Genomic DNA, 19,569 nt, shown 5'->3' with positions numbered 1-19,569 from the left:
AAAAGACCGCAATGCAAAGGCGCCTTTGTGAAAATGGTTTATCCTATATTCGATCAAAAATTCTTACAAAAGGTGATTGTGCTCTCGATGATTTTGAAAGCCTCAGTGGCTATGTGGTAAAGCCAAACGATTCTGCAGGAAGCGATGGAGTTTTGTTTTTCTCTAACCGGGAAGAAGTGGCGGCGTGGATTTCTGAAATTGACTGGAAGCAAAAAAATATTTTTGGCACACCTAACGAGGCTTATTTGCTCCAAGAACGATTGGAAGGAGAAGAATACATCGTAGATGCCATTGTAAAGGAAGAAGCTATAAAGATATGCGCTTTATCACGATATAAAAAGGGTATTCATAATGGAAGTGCCTTTGTTTATGAAACGCTTGACGTGCTTGATGCTCAAGATCCTCTTTATGCCGCTCTTATCTCTTATGCAAAACAGTGCATTCGCGCGGTGGGAATTGAATATGGGCCTGCACATATGGAAATCATGCACACCGCTCGTGGTCCAGTAATGATCGAAGTAGGAGCCCGCCTGCACGGAGGAATTGCGCCCACTTTGTTTGCACATTGTTATGAAAATGATTTACTTGAAAGCGCCGTTAACCTTATTGCGGGAAATTTTTCGCCAACACCAAGTCGTTTTAAGAAAAAAGGGCGTATTATCTTTCTTATCAACACGATTGATGGTCATATTATAAAAGATGTTAACCTGTGGAAGCAAAAACTTCATTCTTGGGAAAATGTGGTTCATTTTATGCTCTTTTTTAAAGAAAACGAGCCTCTACCCTTAACCATCGATTTAAATACCTGCCCAGCCATTATAGCAATTTTGGGACAGAGTGATGATGAATTATCGACTCTGGAAAGGATAATTCGTAGCAATTTTTTATAGAAAAAACATCAATTGGAAATAATAAAAAAAGCCTAAAAATGCTGAATTTACAAAGCTATGCCTTAAAGCTTATGAAAATCTATTTAAGGTGACAAGATAAATAAAAAAATAAATAAACAAAATCAAAGCAAAATTCCCTAGCTTTTATATAACCCATTGATTTTACGATTAATGGCGGAGAGAGAGGGATTCGAACCCTCGATATGGTTTCCCATATACACGCGTTCCAGGCGTGCGCCTTCAACCACTCGGCCACCTCTCCAGAAGTCTCGCACTATACCCAGAAAGAAATAACGTGCAAGCCCAAATTATACATTCAAAACTCAAAAAACAAATTCATTGATTAAAATAAAATCTGATACCTTTTGAATAATAAGCATATCTTTTCTTTTTAAGAGAAAACTTTTTCCGTGGATAGTTATGTATAATGCAAAAATGAGCATAAAAAGCTTATCCTCAATCATAAACCTTCATGCTTACTTACACACCTTCTGCTTAAAAAACGCTGCTTTTAAAATTGGCATATGATCTATGTTTTCTTTATAATAAAGCCACTAAACATCAATCGCCTATTAACATTGATTATACCATCAATAAATAGAATAATAACGATATGAATTTCTAATATTAAAATTACTTCATTTAGATAATAAATTCTGTTTCAATAAAAATCAGTTTTAGCCTTCTTCCTTCTCCCCAAAATGAAGATTCTTAACCACGACAAACCTGATTGAAAATTGTTCTCTCTTAAAATGAGATCTATCTGCTGATAGGCAAAGTTTTATAATTTATCACTATAAATATTAATATGCTGCCTATAATCGCTCTAAAAAACAATGAGCCACCATATTAAAGATTTAAGACCTTGCACAATGAACAAGTTCTTTTCTCTTCACGTTCTTTACCACCGAATATCCTTACTTAGAGCGCGTACAGCTCGTACTGTTTCACATTGTAGTGCTTTTTGTGCTAAAATTTTCATCTCTTCAAAACTATGAGTCTGTAAACACGCCTTTACTGGAGAAATATCGCAAGATATCATAGAAAGCTCATTAATTCCCAATCCAGACAAAATCATTGCACCGAAAGGATCTCCAGCGACACCACCGCATACACTAACCCAACATTTATGTTGTGCGGCTCCCTGAATAGTCTGATAAATCATACGCAAAACTGCTGGATCAAGACTATCCGCTTCAGACACAAGATACGGATTTTGCCGATCAACTGCCATTGTATACTGTGTTAAGTCGTTGGTTCCAATTGAGAAAAAATCAACATGAGCACCCAACACATCTGCCATAATAGCTGCTGCTGGAACCTCGATCATAATACCAAGTTTTAATTTTGGTGCATCAATATCATTGCGGATTTCTTCTGCAATCTTTTTTATAGTAACAATCTCTGAAACAGACATCACCATCGGAAACACAATCCATAAATCTCCCCCCTCTTTTGCTGCTCGATACAAAGCACGTAATTGAGGAACCAAAAGATCACGCCGACGTAACAAAAGCCGCGTTCCTCGAACACCTAAAAAAGGATTATCTTCTTTAGATAAATGTAAATGCGTAACCTGTTTATCCCCGCCAATATCAAGCGCCCGAATAATTAATGGCTTATCTCCTACAGCTGCAATCATCGCCCGATATACATCAAATTGGGCCTCTTCGTTCGGAATATGCGGATTCTCTAAAAATAAAAATTCTGTACGCATGAGTCCAATACCTTCAGCCCCCGAATCAAACGCAACAGGAACCTGATTTGCATAATTGACATTAGCCATAATACGAATTCTTTGACCATCTGTCGTTTGCACTGGTAACCGAGACGCATTTATCTCACTAACACGTTTTTTTGCAACAGTATCAATATGCCTTTGAGCATCTTCAACATCTTCATGCGTAGGATCAAGGTAAATGAACCCGTTATCGCCATCAATAATAGCCTGAATATCAGACTGAACCGCTAAAATATCATCACCTACAGCAACAATCATCGGAATACCAAGCGTACGCGCCAAAATAGCTGTATGAGAAAGTGGACCTCCCCATGCTGTTGCTAATCCTTTTACTTTTGTACAATCAAGTTGTGCGACATCAGAAGGAGAAAGATCATTTGTAACCAGAATAACACCACTTGGAATATCATTTAAAAAGAAGGATCTATAAGATGGATTTATTTCACCTAAGACACGACGACCAACATCAATTAAATTAACAGCACGGGCCGCTAACAAAGGATTATCTACCTTAGAAAACATATCGGAAAACTGCCGAACCGCTCTATCCCAAGACCAAGCAACACCATGACCTTCTGCGATAAAACGACAAGCTTGAGCTATGAGATTCTCATCTTCAAGCAAAACCATTTGCGCAGAAAAAATCGCAGCAGAATCCGCCCCCATACGCACTGTAATATCAGAAATCACAGATGCCATTTTTTGTTTTGTTTTTATAAGAGCACTTTCAAGACACGCTGTACCAACCGCAAAATCAATTGGCTGGTCTATTATGGAAATATCATTTTGCCTTAAAACAAAAATCTTACCAAACGCTAACCCTGAACTTGCTCCAACACCAGAAATGCCTTTTTGCATGGAACGTGGATACCAACCATGAAAAGTCTTTGTTTGAGATTCTATTTCTCTTACCACGCATTTTTCACTAATACTCACCTTTTTTACAATAGCAATAGCATCATTGAGAAGTTGCGCTCCTTCTACAGCATCTGTAGAAAAAATCAGAACATCACCATTTTTTGCGCCTAATTGTAATAACCCAACCAAATTTTTCATTTCAACGGCATATTGACCATGGCGAACTCTAATAGAATTTTGAATTCTTTTCGCAAAATCAACCCAAAGAGAAGCTGGTCGTGCATGAAGACCACTTGGATAATCTAAAGTCCATTCCTGACACACCGAAAGATCACCAATAAAAGTTTCTTCTTGCTTTATATCTTGATCAAATAGAGTTGTAACAATTTGCTGCTTATCCGTAGTTGTCGCAAGTACTTCAAGCTGTTTTTTATCAAATAAAAGAGACGTCAATTTTTTGCAAATTTCTCTGTAGCGATCTGGACACGCTGCAATGGCAATAACCAAATGTGCTTTCTTTCCATCCTGCCATTCAACACCAGCAGGAACCTGTATAACAGCAATGGCATCCTTGATAATTAAATCACAATTTTCAACCAATCCATGAGGAATGGCTATACCATTTCCAAGCCAAGTATTCGTTATTTCTTCACGTGCAAGCATGCTTGCCAGATAACATTCGTCAACTGCGCCAACCTGCACAAGTAATTCAGCAGCAGCATAAATCGCATCATTTTTATGATTAAAAGCAGCTGCAAGTTGTACAGATTTGATAGACAAGATTTCACCCTCGGTCAAATCTACATTCATTGCTTCTGCTTTCTCAAATCCCATCATGAATTCAAACTGCCTCACACTCGAATACAAATATTCCTGATAAATTTCATTTCAAAGCCCCATTTTCAAAAATACAAGAGCTACACATCATCACGATTTTTTGTTTCACGCAATTCAATAGAGCTAAGTGAGGTGCTTAAGTACCTCAATATAACCAATAAAACAATTGGATATTATAATCCCGCGGGTTGCTTAAACCATCATAAGCAAATCTGACTCTTAACTCTTACTTTACAAAGACAAAACCTCAATTTTTACAGCCCCAATCACCTGAAAAACTATGTTTTAAAAACGCTCCCTTTATCCCAAGTTATTCAACATAACTTACTATTATTCTCCCTATAAGAAAGCATCCTTTTCAATCATCTGTAACTCAGCTAACAGTTTAACTCTTCCTCCAAACTGATTTAACTTACTGTGTCCCTCTTATCAATTTATTACACCATTAAAAATGACTCTATGCAACTTATTATCTTTAAAATTCTATGCAACTCGCCCTACGATACTCATCCACCAATTATATAACAGTGATATATTTTAAGCGAACCCTTTGCTGCAATCAATATCGCAAACACACAATGCCCTCTGTTGCACATTTGCAAAATATGCAACGCCCCCAAACACCATCATCAGTCACGAGGCCCTTCTTTATATATAAAAAGGAAGTAAATTTTTCTTATTATTTATCATACACAAATTTACCAATAAAATAAGGGAAAGATAACATTTATCTTTCCCTTTTAGTGCTTATTAATACTTTAAAACTACAACTGCAATTCAATGAAATTAGAAAATCCAGTTGATTGTTAGAGAAAACGCTACAGATTACTCTGCTGCCTCCACTACAGGAATGACTGAAACATAGGCACGGTTACCTGCTTTGCGTTGAAAAGAAACCTTTCCTTTTGATAAAGCAAAAAGCGTGTGGTCTTTTCCCATGCCGACATTGTCACCAGCATGCCAACGCGTACCACGCTGACGGACGATAATATTTCCAGCAATAACGGTTTCACCACCAAATTTTTTAACGCCTAGACGTTTCGATTCTGAATCGCGACCATTACGCGAGGAACCACCAGCTTTTTTATGTGCCATAGACGCTCTCCTTTAATCTTTCTTACTTTTTGATGCTACAGCCGCTTTCTTCTGCGATGCAGTCTTTTTTTCAGTCGTTTTTTCAGCCTTCTTCTCAACAGCAGTATCTTTTGTTTCTTTTGCTGCCGTTTCTTCCTCTTTTATGGGTTTTGCAGCTGCTTTTTTAGGCTTTGAACCACCCATTAAAATCTCTAAAACACGCAGTGTTGTAAATTCCTGACGATGACCACGCGTACGTTTAGAATTCTGACGGCGGCGTTTCTTAAACGCGATAACCTTGCGCCCACGTGTCTGTTCTAAAATCTCAGCTGTCACCAACGCATCAGCAACGACAGGAGTTCCGATAACTGCACTACCTTCTTGCCCAACCATCAAGACATCATTAAATTCAACAACATCACCCGCATTTCCACTAACTTTTTCAACTTTTACCACTTGGTTAGCAATAATGCGGTATTGCTTACCACCGGTTTTAATGACTGCGAACATTTTTTATCCTTCCGTTCACTCCAGCTCTTATTTAATTTCTACCTTGAAATAAGGGAAAATAGGCTGCTTTTTATCAGTCGTAACCCATCTTAAAGAAGGATAAAACCTTCCTCAACACAAACATACGCAGATTTCTCCACGCTCATATTCTACCTATATGAAGGAATTTCTATTCTCTGTCAATAAAGTCCCATAAAAAAGAAAAAAAGGTTGTACCAAAAACAATTGAAGGTTATCTACCCATCATATACTATACTTAACTTAAATAGTGGGTATTTTTGTTGCACTTCATATGGAGAGGTGGCTGAGTGGTTGAAAGCACCGCACTCGAAATGCGGCATAGGGGTGACTCTATCGAGGGTTCAAATCCCTCTCTCTCCGCCATTGACTTAAAACGAACTTGTCTATGCTCAGCGTAGTAGAGCTTAAAGCTCAGTATTTGCAGGATTCTTGTGGTTTGTAATTGGTTAGTTTGCGTCCATCTATGCCTGTCATTATGCATCCCTAGAAATTGGTGTTAGATTCCCACGAATTTTATAATTTCTAGGCTTCTCCTCTTATGATCTTTAGATTTCCTGATCTAGTATAAAATATCTCTTCAAATATTATGAAGAACTTTTGCCAATCACTAACCTTTGATAGAGTTTTAGAAACAATAGTGATTATAGAGCTCTTTGCAATTTCGTTGATTAACGGGCTCAATGCGTTTTATCACCATCAGAGTTTTTATATTAACAGGCCCCGCAGCTTTTTTCATACAATATGCACATTTAGAATGAATATTATGAGTATTTATTCTAAATTTTTCTCTCTTCTTATAATCACAAAAAGGTGTGTAATCATTGAATATCGTTCACACAGCACTTTCTTTTATTTCTAAGCTTTTTAAGTAAATAGATAGTACACCGCTTGCACAAAAACTTGTCAAGCATCCAATCAAAATCATAAGAAAAACAGAATTACGCAATCGTTCTCTCATTTTTAAGCAAAATGCTAAGCCGTTTTATGCTTTTCTCCATTATCGAATATAGCTCGATACTAAATTCTGATTTTTCATAAAATTTGAGTATAAATGCGTTGTAGATATTTATTTTTTGCAAATCATCTATCCGTATAATTCTATACGAGACAGTGTGGTGCTCATAAATTGAAATAAATAATAGAAAACGGCTTTCCAATACGTATGGAGACGCTCCCTTACTAAATAATTTTCTAAGGCATATTTCAAATGAAAACCATCTGAAGTATGTCGCACAATGGTACTACGAATGACAAATACAAATAGCATCCCTTTTATACACGGGACAAGAAGAAATATTTTTATCTCTTATGATAATTATAAAAACTTCCTAGCAGCCAGATCTTCTAAATTCAGTCTCACCACAACAAGATTGGGTAGCAACACGAGACAAAGCCAACTTCATTGCTAAAGTTTCCATAACCACTCAATCAGATTCTCTGGATAAGCTTTTTTAAATTTCCCGTCCAATCCTCTCTGATGATCCCTCATAATCATTCTATGCCCCCAAGTGATAACTTAACCCATGAGTTCGGAAAATACCTCTCTAGAGGTAGAAAATCTTCTCATAAAATATCTATCTCTTTCTGATAGCACAGCATTTAGAGCCTTTTTTCACATGAATAATTGTTTCACAAACACTGTATGGAACCTGTAAAATCTGTTTTTTGTTCTTTTTTTGATTTATTGCAAAAATCCAATTCAAAAATAAAGGAGTCCAGAGTAAAATAGAGAATTGTCTCATATTTTTCTCTCACTCTACCGTCAAAACCTATGATCAAATTATATGTATTTTGCGCGTCTTGCTTGAATATGGGCGAGCAATCCTAATGTTGAACTATCGCGATTGTCCGCTTTACTTTCTCCACGAAGAATGGGGAGTAACTCATTTGCTAATTCTTTACCAAGTTCAACACCCCATTGATCAAATGAATTAATATTCATTAAAATCCCTTCAACAAAAATACGATGTTCATAAAGTGCAATGAGACGACCGAGTGTAAACGGGGTTAATGAATCTTGAACCAGCGTCATGCTGGGGCGATTTCCTTTAAAACTTTTATGAAGTGCTAAATAATCTGCTTCACGTTCATCAACGCCATTTTTTATCAAGATATGCCGAGCATCTTCAACACTACGTCCTTTCATCAAGGCTTTTGATTGCGCTAAACCGTTTGCTAGCAACATCTCATACATAGAATGTAAATTTTTCTCATGCCCTTTTATAAATAAAATAAATTCTACAGGAACAACATCGGTTCCTTGATGCAGAAGCTGAAAAAAAGCATGTTGACTATTTGTTCCTGAATCACCCCAAACGATCGGACCACTTGAAAAATTTAATGGTTTTCCATCCAGCGAGACTTGCTTTCCATTTGATTCCATATCAAGCTGTTGTAAATAAGCTGGAAAATGTATTAAGCGCTGTGCATAGGGAATGATAGAGCGTGATGAATAACCACAAATAACACGATGCCAGAACCCTAAAAGAGCAAATCGAATAGGAATATTTTTATGCAAAGGCATGGTTTTAAAATGTTGGTCCATTTGTAAAGCACCATTGAGAAATTGGCGAAAGTTTCGCCCCCCTACTGCAAACATAACAACAAGCCCAATGGCGGACCAAATTGAATAACGTCCTCCAACCCAATCCCAAAATTTAAAAACTCTTGTGGAATCTATGCCAAATTCTGCCACTTTATCAAGCGCACTCGAAACAGCAACAAAATGCGTGTGAATAGCTTCTTCCCCTAAATGTGAACAAATCCACTGACGTGCAACTTGAGCATTGACCATTGTTTCAGCCGTTGTAAAAGTTTTAGAAGCAATGACAAAAAGCGTTGTCGCTGGATTCAAAAGAGAGAGAGTATCAGAAATATGAGCACTGTCAGCGTTAGAAACAAAATGACAACGTGGACCATCATGATAAGGTTTTAAAGCATAGGTGACCATTGCAGGACCAAGATCAGAGCCCCCAATACCAATATTAACAATATCCCTTATTTTCTTTCCACTACTTCCCTTATAGCTGCCATCACGTACCTTTTCAGAAAATCTCTCCATATCTTTAAGGACGTCTTGAATATCGCCAATAAGATTATGACCATCCAGCATGAAAATTTCATCGGCAGGTAAACGTAATGCAATATGAAGAACGGAGCGTTTTTCAGTTGTATTAATAGCTTGGCCCGAAAACATTGCATCACGCCGCCCCAACACATCTGCTGCGACAGCTAAATCATCTAGAAGTTGCAATGTTTTGAATGTTACACCACATTTTGAAAAATCGAAAAGAAGATCATCAAGTCTGAGAGAAAAATGGGAAAAACGCTGATCATCCTCCACAAAATGCTGACGAATATCATAGACTCCATCCTTTGCAGCATGGTTTTTTAAACCTCTTAATGCGGCTTCAAAAGCCTTTTCATTTCGAATCGAAAAGCTATCTGCCATAAGCTTATCCTGTACGGTTATTGATCATGAAATCTCTGTCCAAACAATAACAAAGCAGAAAACGTCTCCTTGATTACATGCTCTTTTCACTGCTCATACAAAAAATGAATGAATATAAAAGTAGAAAAATAAGATCCAAAAATGATATTTTTACAAGAATAAACTTTCAAATCTTTTCTACTTAATACATCATTTAACTTGATTGAATTCTTTGGTTAAGCGCAAATCCTCTTCTGCTTTTGGTCTTATAAAACGCCCCAAAAAAAGATAAACAACCGGTGTAACATAAAGCGTAAAAATCGTTGCTAAACCTAAACCACCAACAATAACCCAACCTAAAGCTATACGAGCTTCTGCACCAGCACCTTTGGCTAAAACCAAAGGAATCCCCCCTAAAATGGCACAAATCATTGTCATACAAACTGGACGAAGACGAATATTTGCTGCTTCTTCTACAGCTTCACGCACACTTCTTCCCTGATCCCGTAATTGATCTGCAAATTCAACAATCAGAATACCATTCTTTGCCATAACGCCAATTAACAAAATTAATCCAATTTGACTGTAAATACTAAGACTCACACCACTTAAGAGCATAGCAATCACAGCACAACCTATCCCTAATGGAACAGTGGCCATGATAATGAACCCTGAAATAAAGCTTTCAAATTGAGCCGCTAAAACCAATAAAATAATCAAAAAGGCAATGCCAAAAACAATCATAAAATTGGAAGATGTTTCATGAAGTGTTTCAGCTTCTCCTAAGGGGACCACATAGGTTCCTTTCGATAACAAAGGAGAAGCAATTTTCTGCACAGTTTGATAAGCATCTCCTAAAGTGATATCTGGAGCAAGATTTGCGCTTAAAATGACAGCGCTCATGCGCTTTTCCCGTTTTAATTGGGGAGCGATAGCTTTTTCATGTAAATGTGCAATAACAGATAAAGGAACATATCGATTGTCTTTGGTCTTTAAAAAAATATTTTCTAAATCACTAGGACTCTTCATAGGATTTTTACGCGATATCAATTTAACATCGTAAGAATGATCATCCACGTTAATGGAACCAATCTTTTTACCATCCAACATTGCTTGTAATGTATCGCCCAAGTTGGTGATATCAATCCCTAAATCAGAGGCTTTTTTTCGATTTATTTCAATAAAAAATTGCGGTTGTGTAGCATCAACAGTAAGACGTGGGCGAATAAAACGCGGATCTGCTTGTAAAGCACGTACTAACTGATCAGCAATAGGTTGTAATGTCGCATAATCATTACCAAGAATTGCAAACTGTAACCCTTGCCCCGTTCCTCTCACACCTAGAGAATTTCCCTGTGCAGCAAACACAAAAACTGCTGGAAATTGCCTAACCTTTGCATTAACATCTTTCACAATTTCTTGCTGATTGCGTAAACGTTTATCCCAAGACGAAAGCAATAAAACCAAAAAAGCAGTATTGGGTGAACCGCTAATACCCGCGATAGAGTAACTATTAGCTATCTCACCTGCATCACGTAATGGCTGTAAACTTTCTTCAATTTGCTCTACTTGCTCGTTCAAATATTGTGTTGAAATACCTTGTGGTCCATTAATAACCAAAAAGATAAGAGCTCTATCTTCTGCTGGTGTTAATTCTTGTTGCAACTTCGTATAACCTCCAACACAAAGCGCTGCAAAAACAAGTGAAGCAAAAACAACAGCCCAAGGCTTTTCTAAACACTTATGCAAACTGTACGTATAGGCTTTATGAACCAACAAACCCCATTTATATAAAAAAGTAAAATGATGATGGGCTTTTTCCTCTTTCTCCTCAATAGGTTCTTTGAGAAAACGTGAAGCCAACATAGGACAAAGTGTTAAGGCAACGATTGAAGAAAGCAAAATAGAAATTGCCAAAACAAAACCAAATTCTCTAAAAAGTCCTCCAACTTGTCCAGGAAGAAAAGAAATAGGAACAAACACAGCAACGAGAGTCAATGTTGTTGCGATAACAGCAAAAAAGACTTCACGGGTTCCTAATACCGCTGCGGCCCTAGAACCTATCCCCATATTGCGCCATCGAACAATATTTTCCAGAACAACAATGGCATCATCCACAACAAGCCCTGTTGCCAAAACAAGCCCTAAAAATGTGAGAATATTCAATGAAAACCCTACAAGATAAATAGCAGCAATGGTCCCAATCAAAGCGACGGGAAGAGATACAGCAGGTATCAGCGTTACACGAATGTCTCTGAGAAAAAGAAAAATAACCAAGATAACGCTCAAAATAGCAATGACCAACGCAACCTCAACCTCATGAAGAGCGCTTTTAATAAAAATTGCATCGTCACTAATAACGTCTATATGTACGGAAGAAGGAACAACACTTTTGAGATTATTAACAACAGCTCTCACGCCTGCAGAAATGTTAAGCGTGTTGGATTGTGCTTTACGCACAATTCCTAATCCAATCCCTGTCTTTCCGTTGATACGAAGAATAACCGTTTCTAAATCAGGTGATAAAGTAACGTGCGCAACATCACCAAGATGCACATGAGGCTTTAAAACAACTTGTTCAAAAGATTCTGGTGTTGTTAAACGTGCAGTGGCACGGACAACTAAAGTTTGCTTAGAATTGCGTAATGATCCTACTGGCACATCCGTTGTCATATCAGCAAGAACACGTGAAATATCTGCGATAGTTAATCCATAACTTGCAAGTTTTGCTTGATCGATATCAATCTGAAAAATCTTTGTGCGAGCACTATCGACCTGTACATCACCAACACCATCAACAGCAGAAATTGCATCCACAATCTGATCATCTACAACTGTTGTTAAATCATCAATACTCATTATTGGTGACGTTACAACTAAATACATCATGGCAGCAGCATTCGAATCTGCTTTAATAATCAAAGGAACATCAGCATTTTTGGGTAAAGAATAAGCAATGCGAGACAGAGCATCACGGATGTCAGATGCCGCAACATTCAAATCAACACCGACGTTAAAATTAATCTGCACACGGGAACGTCCAAAAGAAGATGTTGAAGAAATCGTCTTAACACCTGACACACGAGAAACAGCATCTTCTATAACTTTTGTCACTTCACGATCAATTGTTTCTGCTGATGCACCAGAAAACATCGTCACAATCGTTGTTACTGGCGTATCAACATCAGGTAATTCTCTCACATCAACATTTAACCATGCTGCAAATCCTGCAATGATAATCATGGCATTTAAAACAAAAGTAAAAACCGGTCTGCGAATAAATAAGGCAATGAGTCCACCTTTCTCTGCCTGCGAGATTGGCTGCTTTGTGCTCAATTCTTGGCTCATTGTATATCCGCTTCATAAACTGCTGATAATTGCTGTTGATGGGGCTTTGGATTATCAATAATTACTTTACTTCCTGGGTAAAGCATTTGCACCCCTTGAATAACAACTTGATCACCATTTTCTAGAGGGGCTTTCACGAAAACCTGATCTGCTTTATGCTGAATAATCGATACGGGAATAGACTCTACTTTTCCTTCTCTCACACGCCAAACGAATGACCCTTTACTGTTCCATTGAATCGCAAGAGGATTAACGACAGGGAAAGAACCACCATGGAATTGCAAAGCAACAGAAAAGGACATACCAGACATGAGCGTATCTTTTTCATTATTGATTTCAACCTGAGCATGAAGTGTGCGACTTTCTGGGTCAACGACATTATCAATCGCGTGAATATGACCAACAAAAGATTTATCTGGCTGCGCAGTTAATGTTGCCGTTACCTCATCTCCTTTATGGATGCGTGATACATAGCGTTCAGGGGCCCATATATCGACCAAAATACATTCTCTATTCTCAATACGGCCTATTACAGTATTAAGGGTCACGTTATTCCCCGCATCAACAGGTAAAATACCAACAACTCCAGGAATCGGTGCTCGAATTGTTCGCCGGTCGAGATCTACCTCAGCGTTACGCAAAACCAAATTTGCGTTATCCAACTCTAAACGTGCTGTAATTTCTTGAACTTCCGTTGCTGTATTGCTGGCACGTAATTTAAGAATGCGTGAAAGCGTTAACGCATTATTATCACGTTGTACTTTTGCTTTTGCAGCCGCTATTTCTTCCTTTTTAGAATCAAGCTTTGCAATCACATCCCCCACTTGTACTTTTGTACCAGCAGACACAAAAAGCTTATCAATAACACCTGATGATAAAGGGTTTAAATCTACTTCAGCAAGTGCTTTTCCACTCCCAAGAACGTTAAGATGTTCATAAAGATCTTGAATCTTCACACGGTCAACGACAACTTTCGTCGCAGGTTTTCCCATTGCTTCCTTTGAAGCTTGATACGATATACTTGTTTTATCCACCATAGAAATGGTTTTTTCTGCACTCTGTTTTCCAGCCCAATAAGTAACCGTTAAAACGACAATTAAAAACACCAATGGAAAGATCTTTTTTAATAACGCCATACATCCACCTTTGCTGCGTCATGTTTATCTGAAATAGTTTTCAACAGTCATATCGGCGTTTTACACAAAAACCAAACAGCAGGTATATATCTTACCCCCACCGCAAAAACACATATCATCTCTGGCTGACTATCGTTCATAGACGAAAACGTCAAGTTAACTATCGTTCATATTGCTTGGTACGGTCACAGCAAAAAAAATGACCCTATCCAAAATCCAACTGAAACCATAATATATTATATTCTTTTTTTTAAATATCTCGTAAAAAAGAGAGATTTTTTTTATTACGACCCAAGTTTCACTTGCATTTCTTTAATGAAACGATTAGGAACCCATTGTCTTAGACAATGTAGAAAATTGAAATGTGTGCACCCGTAGCTCAGCTGGATAGAGCACCAGACTACGAATCTGGGGGTCAGGAGTTCGAATCTCTTCGGGTGCGCCATCTATCAAAATCTAATATCTTACTCACAAACTCAAGCTCTTTAAATTCTTTTAATGCGTGATTTATTTTTTTCTTATCTTTGGTCTTCTTATGGCTTTTTGTTCCATTCTATTGTGAGTCGTTTCTTCGCTATTTTGATAGAATGGGATGTTGTGCAACCTTCAATTCAGCCCAAACGTGTTTTTTATTAACAATAATCGTAGAGATTACATAAGTTGGTGTGTGCTATTGCTTTCTTTTCTCAATCTATGCGCCTGTTTTTGATTTCTTCTAGATTATACTTTTTCATCAATGGGTACTTCTGAGCATTTCATTTCTGTACGACCCATCTTAAGAGGGGCTTTAAGTGTGTCACAAAACATTGCGGTTTAGAGCCCTCTAAAACTTTTTCAGCAAGCTATTAGTAATAACAAATATACGATATAAAAATCGCATCAATATCGCTGCGTAAAGAGTTCTTAAATTAATATTACCCAAAAACTTTTTTCTGATATTCATCATGAGCTCATATTGAGAATGATATTGCAGGCTGGCTAAAAACTTATCGAAACTGAAAATACAGAGTTTTTTTCCAAAAAAACGCTAAAACTCTTCTTGTGCTCTTTTAGCATTATCGCTTGCGCGATACATTATTGATCTCTATGCTATCTTATGCTTTCTGTTCTCTATGGATTTTTTCATTAATCCATAAAGTACAGATTCCAAATGTTAATAAAAGCTCCGTTTAAAGAATTTTTCCATGCCTAAAACAGATATTGAAATTGCTCGCACTGCTAAAAAGAAGCATATTACTGAAATTGCACAAAAAATTGGTATATCACATGAAAATCTCATTCCCTATGGCCATGATAAAGCTAAAATTTCTTCCTCCTACATAAAATCGCTCAATAAAAATCCAGATGGTAAACTTATTCTCGTCACGGCGATCAATCCCACACCTGCTGGAGAAGGAAAAACAACAACAACGGTTGGACTAAATGATGCTCTTAATCTCATTGGCAAAAAAACAATAGCCACTTTGAGAGAGCCCTCTTTAGGCCCCTGTTTTGGTGTCAAAGGTGGTGCAGCTGGTGGTGGTTATGCGCAGGTTATCCCAATGGATGACCTTAATTTACATTTTACCGGTGACTTTCATGCTATTACAGCAGCGCATAATCTTCTTGCCGCAATGATCGATAATCATATCTATTGGGGAAATACTCTCAACATTGATCCGCGTCGTATTGTTTGGAAGCGCGTTCTTGATATGAATGACCGTGCATTGCGCGATATCATTATTTCATTGGGAGGCATAACAAATGGTTTTCCACGCCAAACAGGTTTTGATATTACTGTTGCATCAGAAATTATGGCCCTTCTTTGTCTTTCTGAAAATTTAGAAAACCTTACACAAAGACTCAAAAAAATTATTGTTGCCTATCGTTATGATAAAACGCCCGTAACAGTGGCTGATCTTAATGCAGAAGGCGCAATGGCAGTTCTTCTCAAAGATGCCATACAACCCAATCTTGTACAAACAATTGAAAATAATCCTGTTCTCGTTCATGGAGGACCTTTTGCCAATATTGCTCATGGTTGTAACTCAGTTATAGCAACAAAAACCGCTTTAAAACTCGCTGATTATGTTGTCACAGAAGCTGGATTTGGAGCCGATCTTGGAGCAGAAAAATTCTTCAACATCAAATGTCGGCAAGCAGGTATTGTACCAAATGCAACAGTGATTGTCGCAACGATTCGTGCATTAAAAATGAATGGTGGTGTGGATAAAAATAACCTGACAGAAGAAAATATCACCGCTTTAGAAAAGGGAGCCGTTAATCTTTTACGACATATCAAAAATATGGAGCTCTACGGTATCCCTTGTGTTGTAGCGATTAATCATTTTGACAGCGATAGCGATGCTGAAATAAGAACATTACAAGAAATAGTTGCAACAACTGGACGCAAAGCTATTATTTGTAAGCATTGGGAAGAAGGTGGAAAAGGCGCAGTAGCACTTGCACAAGAACTCGTCACATTAATTGAAAAGCAAGATTCCCATTTTAAAGTTCTCTATCAAGATGATATTCCCCTCATTCAAAAAATTAATTGTATTATAACAAAGCTATATGGTGGGCGTGGCGCCATCATCTCAGTTCCTATTCTTAAACAACTTGAATCTTGGGAAAAAGAAGGTTTTGGCACCTACCCTATTTGTATGGCAAAAACACCTTATTCTTTTTCTGCTGATCCCAAGCAATATGGTGCTCCTATCGATTTTGAAATTCCTGTACGAGAAGTTCGTCTCTGTGCAGGAGCTGGCTTTATTGTTGTCATTTGTGGAGATGTTATGACCATGCCCGGCTTACCGCATTATCCTGCTGCTGAAAAAATTCATCTTGACAAAAATGATCAAATACAAGGGCTTTCATAAGTTTATAGCCGTAAACTCTATCCTTTATTATAAAAAGCATTTTATTACAAAAAGAGTAGAATTTTAAAAAGCTATATAGACAAATGTCTTATTTGTATGATATAAGTCTCTGTCCTTTTAGATATGTCTTTAAAAGGACGTAGGTTTTCCTATCATTTATGACACTGAAAAAAGCAGGATAAATAGTGCAAGTACTCGTTCGTGATAATAATGTTGACCAAGCGCTGCGCGCGTTGAAAAAAAAGATGCAGCGTGAAGGTATCTTCCGTGAAATGAAAATGCGTAGTTATTATGAAAAGCCATCTGAAAGACGTGCTCGTGAAAAAGCTGAGGCTATTCGTCGTACACGTAAGCTTGCTCGTAAACGTGCGCAAAGGGAAGGTTTTGTGAGTAACGGACGAGCTGGTGCGATGAAGTGATGTGCTTTTGATGCATCATAGAATTACATAAATAATAGAGAATAAGCTATCCTAGAATTTTATCTTTATAAGCAAGTGCAAGAGGTTTTTTGCTTGTGGTTCTTTGTGTGTAATGTTATCTAGCATTTTTAATTATACAAACGAGTGTGTTAATTATTTAAAAGTGATAAATTTCTTATCACAGAGATGTGAGTTTGCTTCACTCTTGTAATTTTCAAAAATAGATAACAAACGACACTTTGGATATTTAAGCGACTTGTTCCTATATAAAATGTGGATTGAGTGTAAGGTATTTTGTTATTACTTTTCGTTATAATTTTTTTATCCTTCAATATTCTGCATCTTTCGAAGATGTTAGATCAGCTTGCGAAACATGAATGACTATCGCAATATGTGATTGCGTATATCAGGATATGAAAATACATAATCCTATCCTCTGCCCCTTCACTGATGTAATGAAACGATATAATTTCATAACTCTTTATATCTCCTGATTCTGTTCTTCTAAAGGATAAAGAATTTCCGCCACTGCACTACAGATTCTGTTTTTTTTATAAATCTCTTCTATTCACCACTTATATCATTAATCTCATATAAGCGTATCGAATAATCCTTCCTCTTTCATTAAACTTTTTTACACTGAGCTGAAACACAAAAAAATTGAATAGAAACAGAGAAAGTGCTCTTATTTTAATATGAGTGCAAGAGTCTTATATTCTCATTTCTGATGAACGTGTTTTTACCACTTAAGTAACGAATTAAAATTTATAACTTATTTATTTATTTATATCCATAAATAGTCGTTTTTTTCATATTAAGTTATAACTCTGAATACAGGAAAAACTCTTAGAAAAAAAGAGACAACATTTCAGCTCTGATTTCCTATATAAAAACTGCTCTAATCACGATGTATTTTGCTGTTTGAATATTTTTCTCACGCATACAACTCGCCAAAAATCAAATATTTATTTACAACTATCCCCTCATCAACACCCTAAGCACTCAGAAATTCAAACTTTTATTTGCCTCTTCTCGTAACAATTTTTTCATTGTTTAGATCTCGTTAACGGGCGATATGGCATAATTTTTATCAGTCTCCGATCTTAATCTTCCAGATTTTAAATGACCAATATATGACGAAATAAAGGAGTTCAGTGTGCAAAATTCTCGTTGGTTTCGCATTTTAATGCTTGCATGTATCTTAACAAAAGTCATTGTATTGAGTTCACCACGTTTGTTACACGCACAAACCCTTAATCAAAATTTAGGACCTAGTGGTTTACCGCTTCCGCGATTTGCTTCGATTAAACCTACTCGTGTTAATGTCCGTGTTGGGCCAGGAAGCAACTATTCCATCATTTTTACCTACAAAAAGAAGGGACTACCTATTGAAATCATCCAAGAATATGATCAATGGCGCAAAATTCGTGATGCAGAAGGCGATGAAGGCTGGGTATATCAATCGCTTTTATCAGGAAAGCGAACGGCTATAACTATTCCATGGCAAAAAGATAAAACAAAAAGGCTAATGCTACGAAAAAAACCCACCGATAATTCAGAACTTGTTGCAGAAGTAGAGCCTAATGTCATTGGCAATATCCACCAATGTGATGGACAATGGTGCGAAATCACTCTTAATAATGTGCATGGATGGCTTCATCAACCTCAATTATGGGGGATTTATCCTGATGAAAAAATAAAAGGCTGGTGAATGCTCAAACGCATCAAATTTAATTTTTATTCCTTATTGAATATCCCTACTCCCTACCACAAGATTGACTTTTGGGTTTTAATCGCACGATTAAATCAACATGTGAAATTTCCATACCTTCTGGTGGTGTAGGCAAATTTCCAATAATGGGCAATTCTTCCAAATTGCAAGGAATATCAAGAATATGATTTTCACCTTCTATATAAAAATGGTAGTGATCAGAGGTATTCGTATCAAACCAAGTCTTCGAACCCTCTACGGCAATAATCCGTAACAATCCCGCTTCGGTAAATTGATGAAGCGTATTGTAGACCGTTGCTAAGGATACAGGAACACCTGCCCTCACCGCTTCCTCATAGAGCTCTTCAGCCGTAATATGACGATTTCCTTCAGAAAAAATCATATGTGCAAGTTCTAATCTCTGACGCGTTGGACGCAAACCATTTTTACGCAAACGTTTTTCTAACATAGAAGCGGAATAATACTGAACACTTTCTCCACATTCTTTTGTGGACTGTTTCCCTTCATTCATATCTAAATTGTCTGCATTCCCTGACATATTACAAACCAAAATATCTTCCTGCTTCAATAAGATAAAAATATAAAAAAATGGGAACAGTACAGTGCAATCTTGTATTCCATTTTTAAATAATTATCTATCTAGAATACATAAAAAAGGGCTTTTGTCATTAAAAATGATATAAAATCGTTTCCCTCTCTTTAAAATTTGCTCTAA

At 37.1% G+C, this 19,569-nt stretch carries 11 protein-coding genes and 3 tRNA genes; 6 read left to right on the top strand and 8 right to left on the bottom strand.

Annotated elements, in window-relative coordinates:
• The first annotated feature begins 11 nt into the window (after positions 1-11).
• A complete protein-coding gene (locus tag D1093_RS02035) occupies positions 12-890 on the top strand; it encodes an ATP-grasp domain-containing protein (protein ID WP_244614014.1) in 879 nt (292 codons plus the stop codon).
• A gap of 172 nt (positions 891-1,062) precedes the next feature.
• Here the strand turns inward: D1093_RS02035 and D1093_RS02030 are convergent.
• The 4 genes from D1093_RS02030 to rplU form a co-directional block, all read right to left on the bottom strand.
• Positions 1,063-1,152: transfer RNA gene (locus D1093_RS02030), tRNA-Ser, on the bottom strand.
• 639 nt (positions 1,153-1,791) lie between these two features.
• The gene (ptsP, locus tag D1093_RS02025; protein ID WP_120100336.1) at positions 1,792-4,326 is read right to left on the bottom strand and encodes a phosphoenolpyruvate--protein phosphotransferase; all 2,535 of its coding nucleotides are present in this window, start codon (positions 4,324-4,326) and stop codon (positions 1,792-1,794) included.
• A gap of 825 nt (positions 4,327-5,151) precedes the next feature.
• On the bottom strand, positions 5,152-5,421 hold the full coding sequence (gene rpmA, locus D1093_RS02020) for a 50S ribosomal protein L27 (protein ID WP_120100334.1): 270 nt from the start codon (positions 5,419-5,421) through the stop codon (positions 5,152-5,154).
• Positions 5,422-5,433: 12 nt separating this feature from the next.
• Complete coding sequence (gene rplU, locus D1093_RS02015) at positions 5,434-5,910, bottom strand: 50S ribosomal protein L21 (protein WP_120100333.1); 477 nt, start codon at positions 5,908-5,910, stop codon at positions 5,434-5,436.
• A 294-nt stretch (positions 5,911-6,204) separates the two neighbouring features.
• Here rplU and D1093_RS02010 point away from each other — a divergent pair.
• Positions 6,205-6,294 (top strand) — tRNA-Ser (locus tag D1093_RS02010).
• 1,417 nt (positions 6,295-7,711) lie between these two features.
• Here D1093_RS02010 and pgi read toward each other — a convergent pair.
• The 3 genes from pgi to D1093_RS01990 form a co-directional block, all read right to left on the bottom strand.
• Complete coding sequence (gene pgi, locus D1093_RS02000) at positions 7,712-9,382, bottom strand: glucose-6-phosphate isomerase (protein WP_120100331.1); 1,671 nt, start codon at positions 9,380-9,382, stop codon at positions 7,712-7,714.
• Between the two features lie 189 nt (positions 9,383-9,571).
• A complete protein-coding gene (locus D1093_RS01995) occupies positions 9,572-12,709 on the bottom strand; it encodes an efflux RND transporter permease subunit (protein WP_120100329.1) in 3,138 nt (1,045 codons plus the stop codon).
• Positions 12,706-13,845 carry an efflux RND transporter periplasmic adaptor subunit gene (locus D1093_RS01990; protein ID WP_120100327.1) on the bottom strand — a complete coding sequence of 380 codons (1,140 nt, stop codon included), beginning with the start codon at positions 13,843-13,845 and terminating at the stop codon, positions 12,706-12,708. Before D1093_RS01990 ends, D1093_RS01995 begins: the two co-directional genes overlap by 4 nt.
• A gap of 368 nt (positions 13,846-14,213) precedes the next feature.
• Between D1093_RS01990 and D1093_RS01985 the strand changes: the two genes are divergently transcribed.
• From D1093_RS01985 to D1093_RS01970, 4 genes are all read left to right on the top strand, one after another.
• A tRNA-Arg gene (locus tag D1093_RS01985) sits at positions 14,214-14,290 on the top strand.
• Positions 14,291-15,029: 739 nt separating this feature from the next.
• The gene (locus tag D1093_RS01980; RefSeq protein ID WP_120100325.1) at positions 15,030-16,703 is read left to right on the top strand and encodes a formate--tetrahydrofolate ligase; all 1,674 of its coding nucleotides are present in this window, start codon (positions 15,030-15,032) and stop codon (positions 16,701-16,703) included.
• Between the two features lie 185 nt (positions 16,704-16,888).
• Positions 16,889-17,122: a 30S ribosomal protein S21 gene (gene rpsU, locus D1093_RS01975; RefSeq protein ID WP_005774473.1), complete on the top strand. Its 234-nt coding sequence runs from the start codon at positions 16,889-16,891 to the stop codon at positions 17,120-17,122.
• Positions 17,123-18,278: 1,156 nt separating this feature from the next.
• Positions 18,279-18,833 (top strand): SH3 domain-containing protein, encoded by a 555-nt coding sequence (locus D1093_RS01970; RefSeq protein ID WP_120100324.1) that lies wholly within the window; start codon positions 18,279-18,281, stop codon positions 18,831-18,833.
• Positions 18,834-18,879: 46 nt separating this feature from the next.
• Here the strand turns inward: D1093_RS01970 and irrA are convergent, their stop codons facing one another.
• Entirely contained in the window at positions 18,880-19,392 is a 513-nt protein-coding gene (gene irrA / locus D1093_RS01965; protein ID WP_120100322.1) for an iron response transcriptional regulator IrrA, read from the bottom strand.
• Positions 19,393-19,569: the final 177 nt, after the last annotated feature.

The sequence above is a fragment of the Bartonella kosoyi genome, assembly GCF_003606325.2.
Lineage (GTDB): Bacteria > Pseudomonadota > Alphaproteobacteria > Rhizobiales > Rhizobiaceae > Bartonella > Bartonella kosoyi.
Note: the sequence above shows the minus strand (reverse complement) of the source record. Positions and strands in the feature narration are given on the sequence as shown.

Coding starts and splice junctions, on each gene's coding strand:
- ptsP (WP_120100336.1), bottom strand. CDS start 4,326: ATGATGGGATTTGAGAAAGCAGAAGCAATGAATGTAGATTTGACCGAG.
- D1093_RS02035 (WP_244614014.1), top strand. CDS start 12: ATGCAAAGGCGCCTTTGTGAAAATGGTTTATCCTATATTCGATCAAAA.
- D1093_RS01995 (WP_120100329.1), bottom strand. CDS start 12,709: ATGAGCCAAGAATTGAGCACAAAGCAGCCAATCTCGCAGGCAGAGAAA.
- D1093_RS01990 (WP_120100327.1), bottom strand. CDS start 13,845: ATGGCGTTATTAAAAAAGATCTTTCCATTGGTGTTTTTAATTGTCGTT.
- D1093_RS01980 (WP_120100325.1), top strand. CDS start 15,030: ATGCCTAAAACAGATATTGAAATTGCTCGCACTGCTAAAAAGAAGCAT.
- irrA (WP_120100322.1), bottom strand. CDS start 19,392: ATGTCAGGGAATGCAGACAATTTAGATATGAATGAAGGGAAACAGTCC.
- pgi (WP_120100331.1), bottom strand. CDS start 9,382: ATGGCAGATAGCTTTTCGATTCGAAATGAAAAGGCTTTTGAAGCCGCA.
- rplU (WP_120100333.1), bottom strand. CDS start 5,910: ATGTTCGCAGTCATTAAAACCGGTGGTAAGCAATACCGCATTATTGCT.
- rpmA (WP_120100334.1), bottom strand. CDS start 5,421: ATGGCACATAAAAAAGCTGGTGGTTCCTCGCGTAATGGTCGCGATTCA.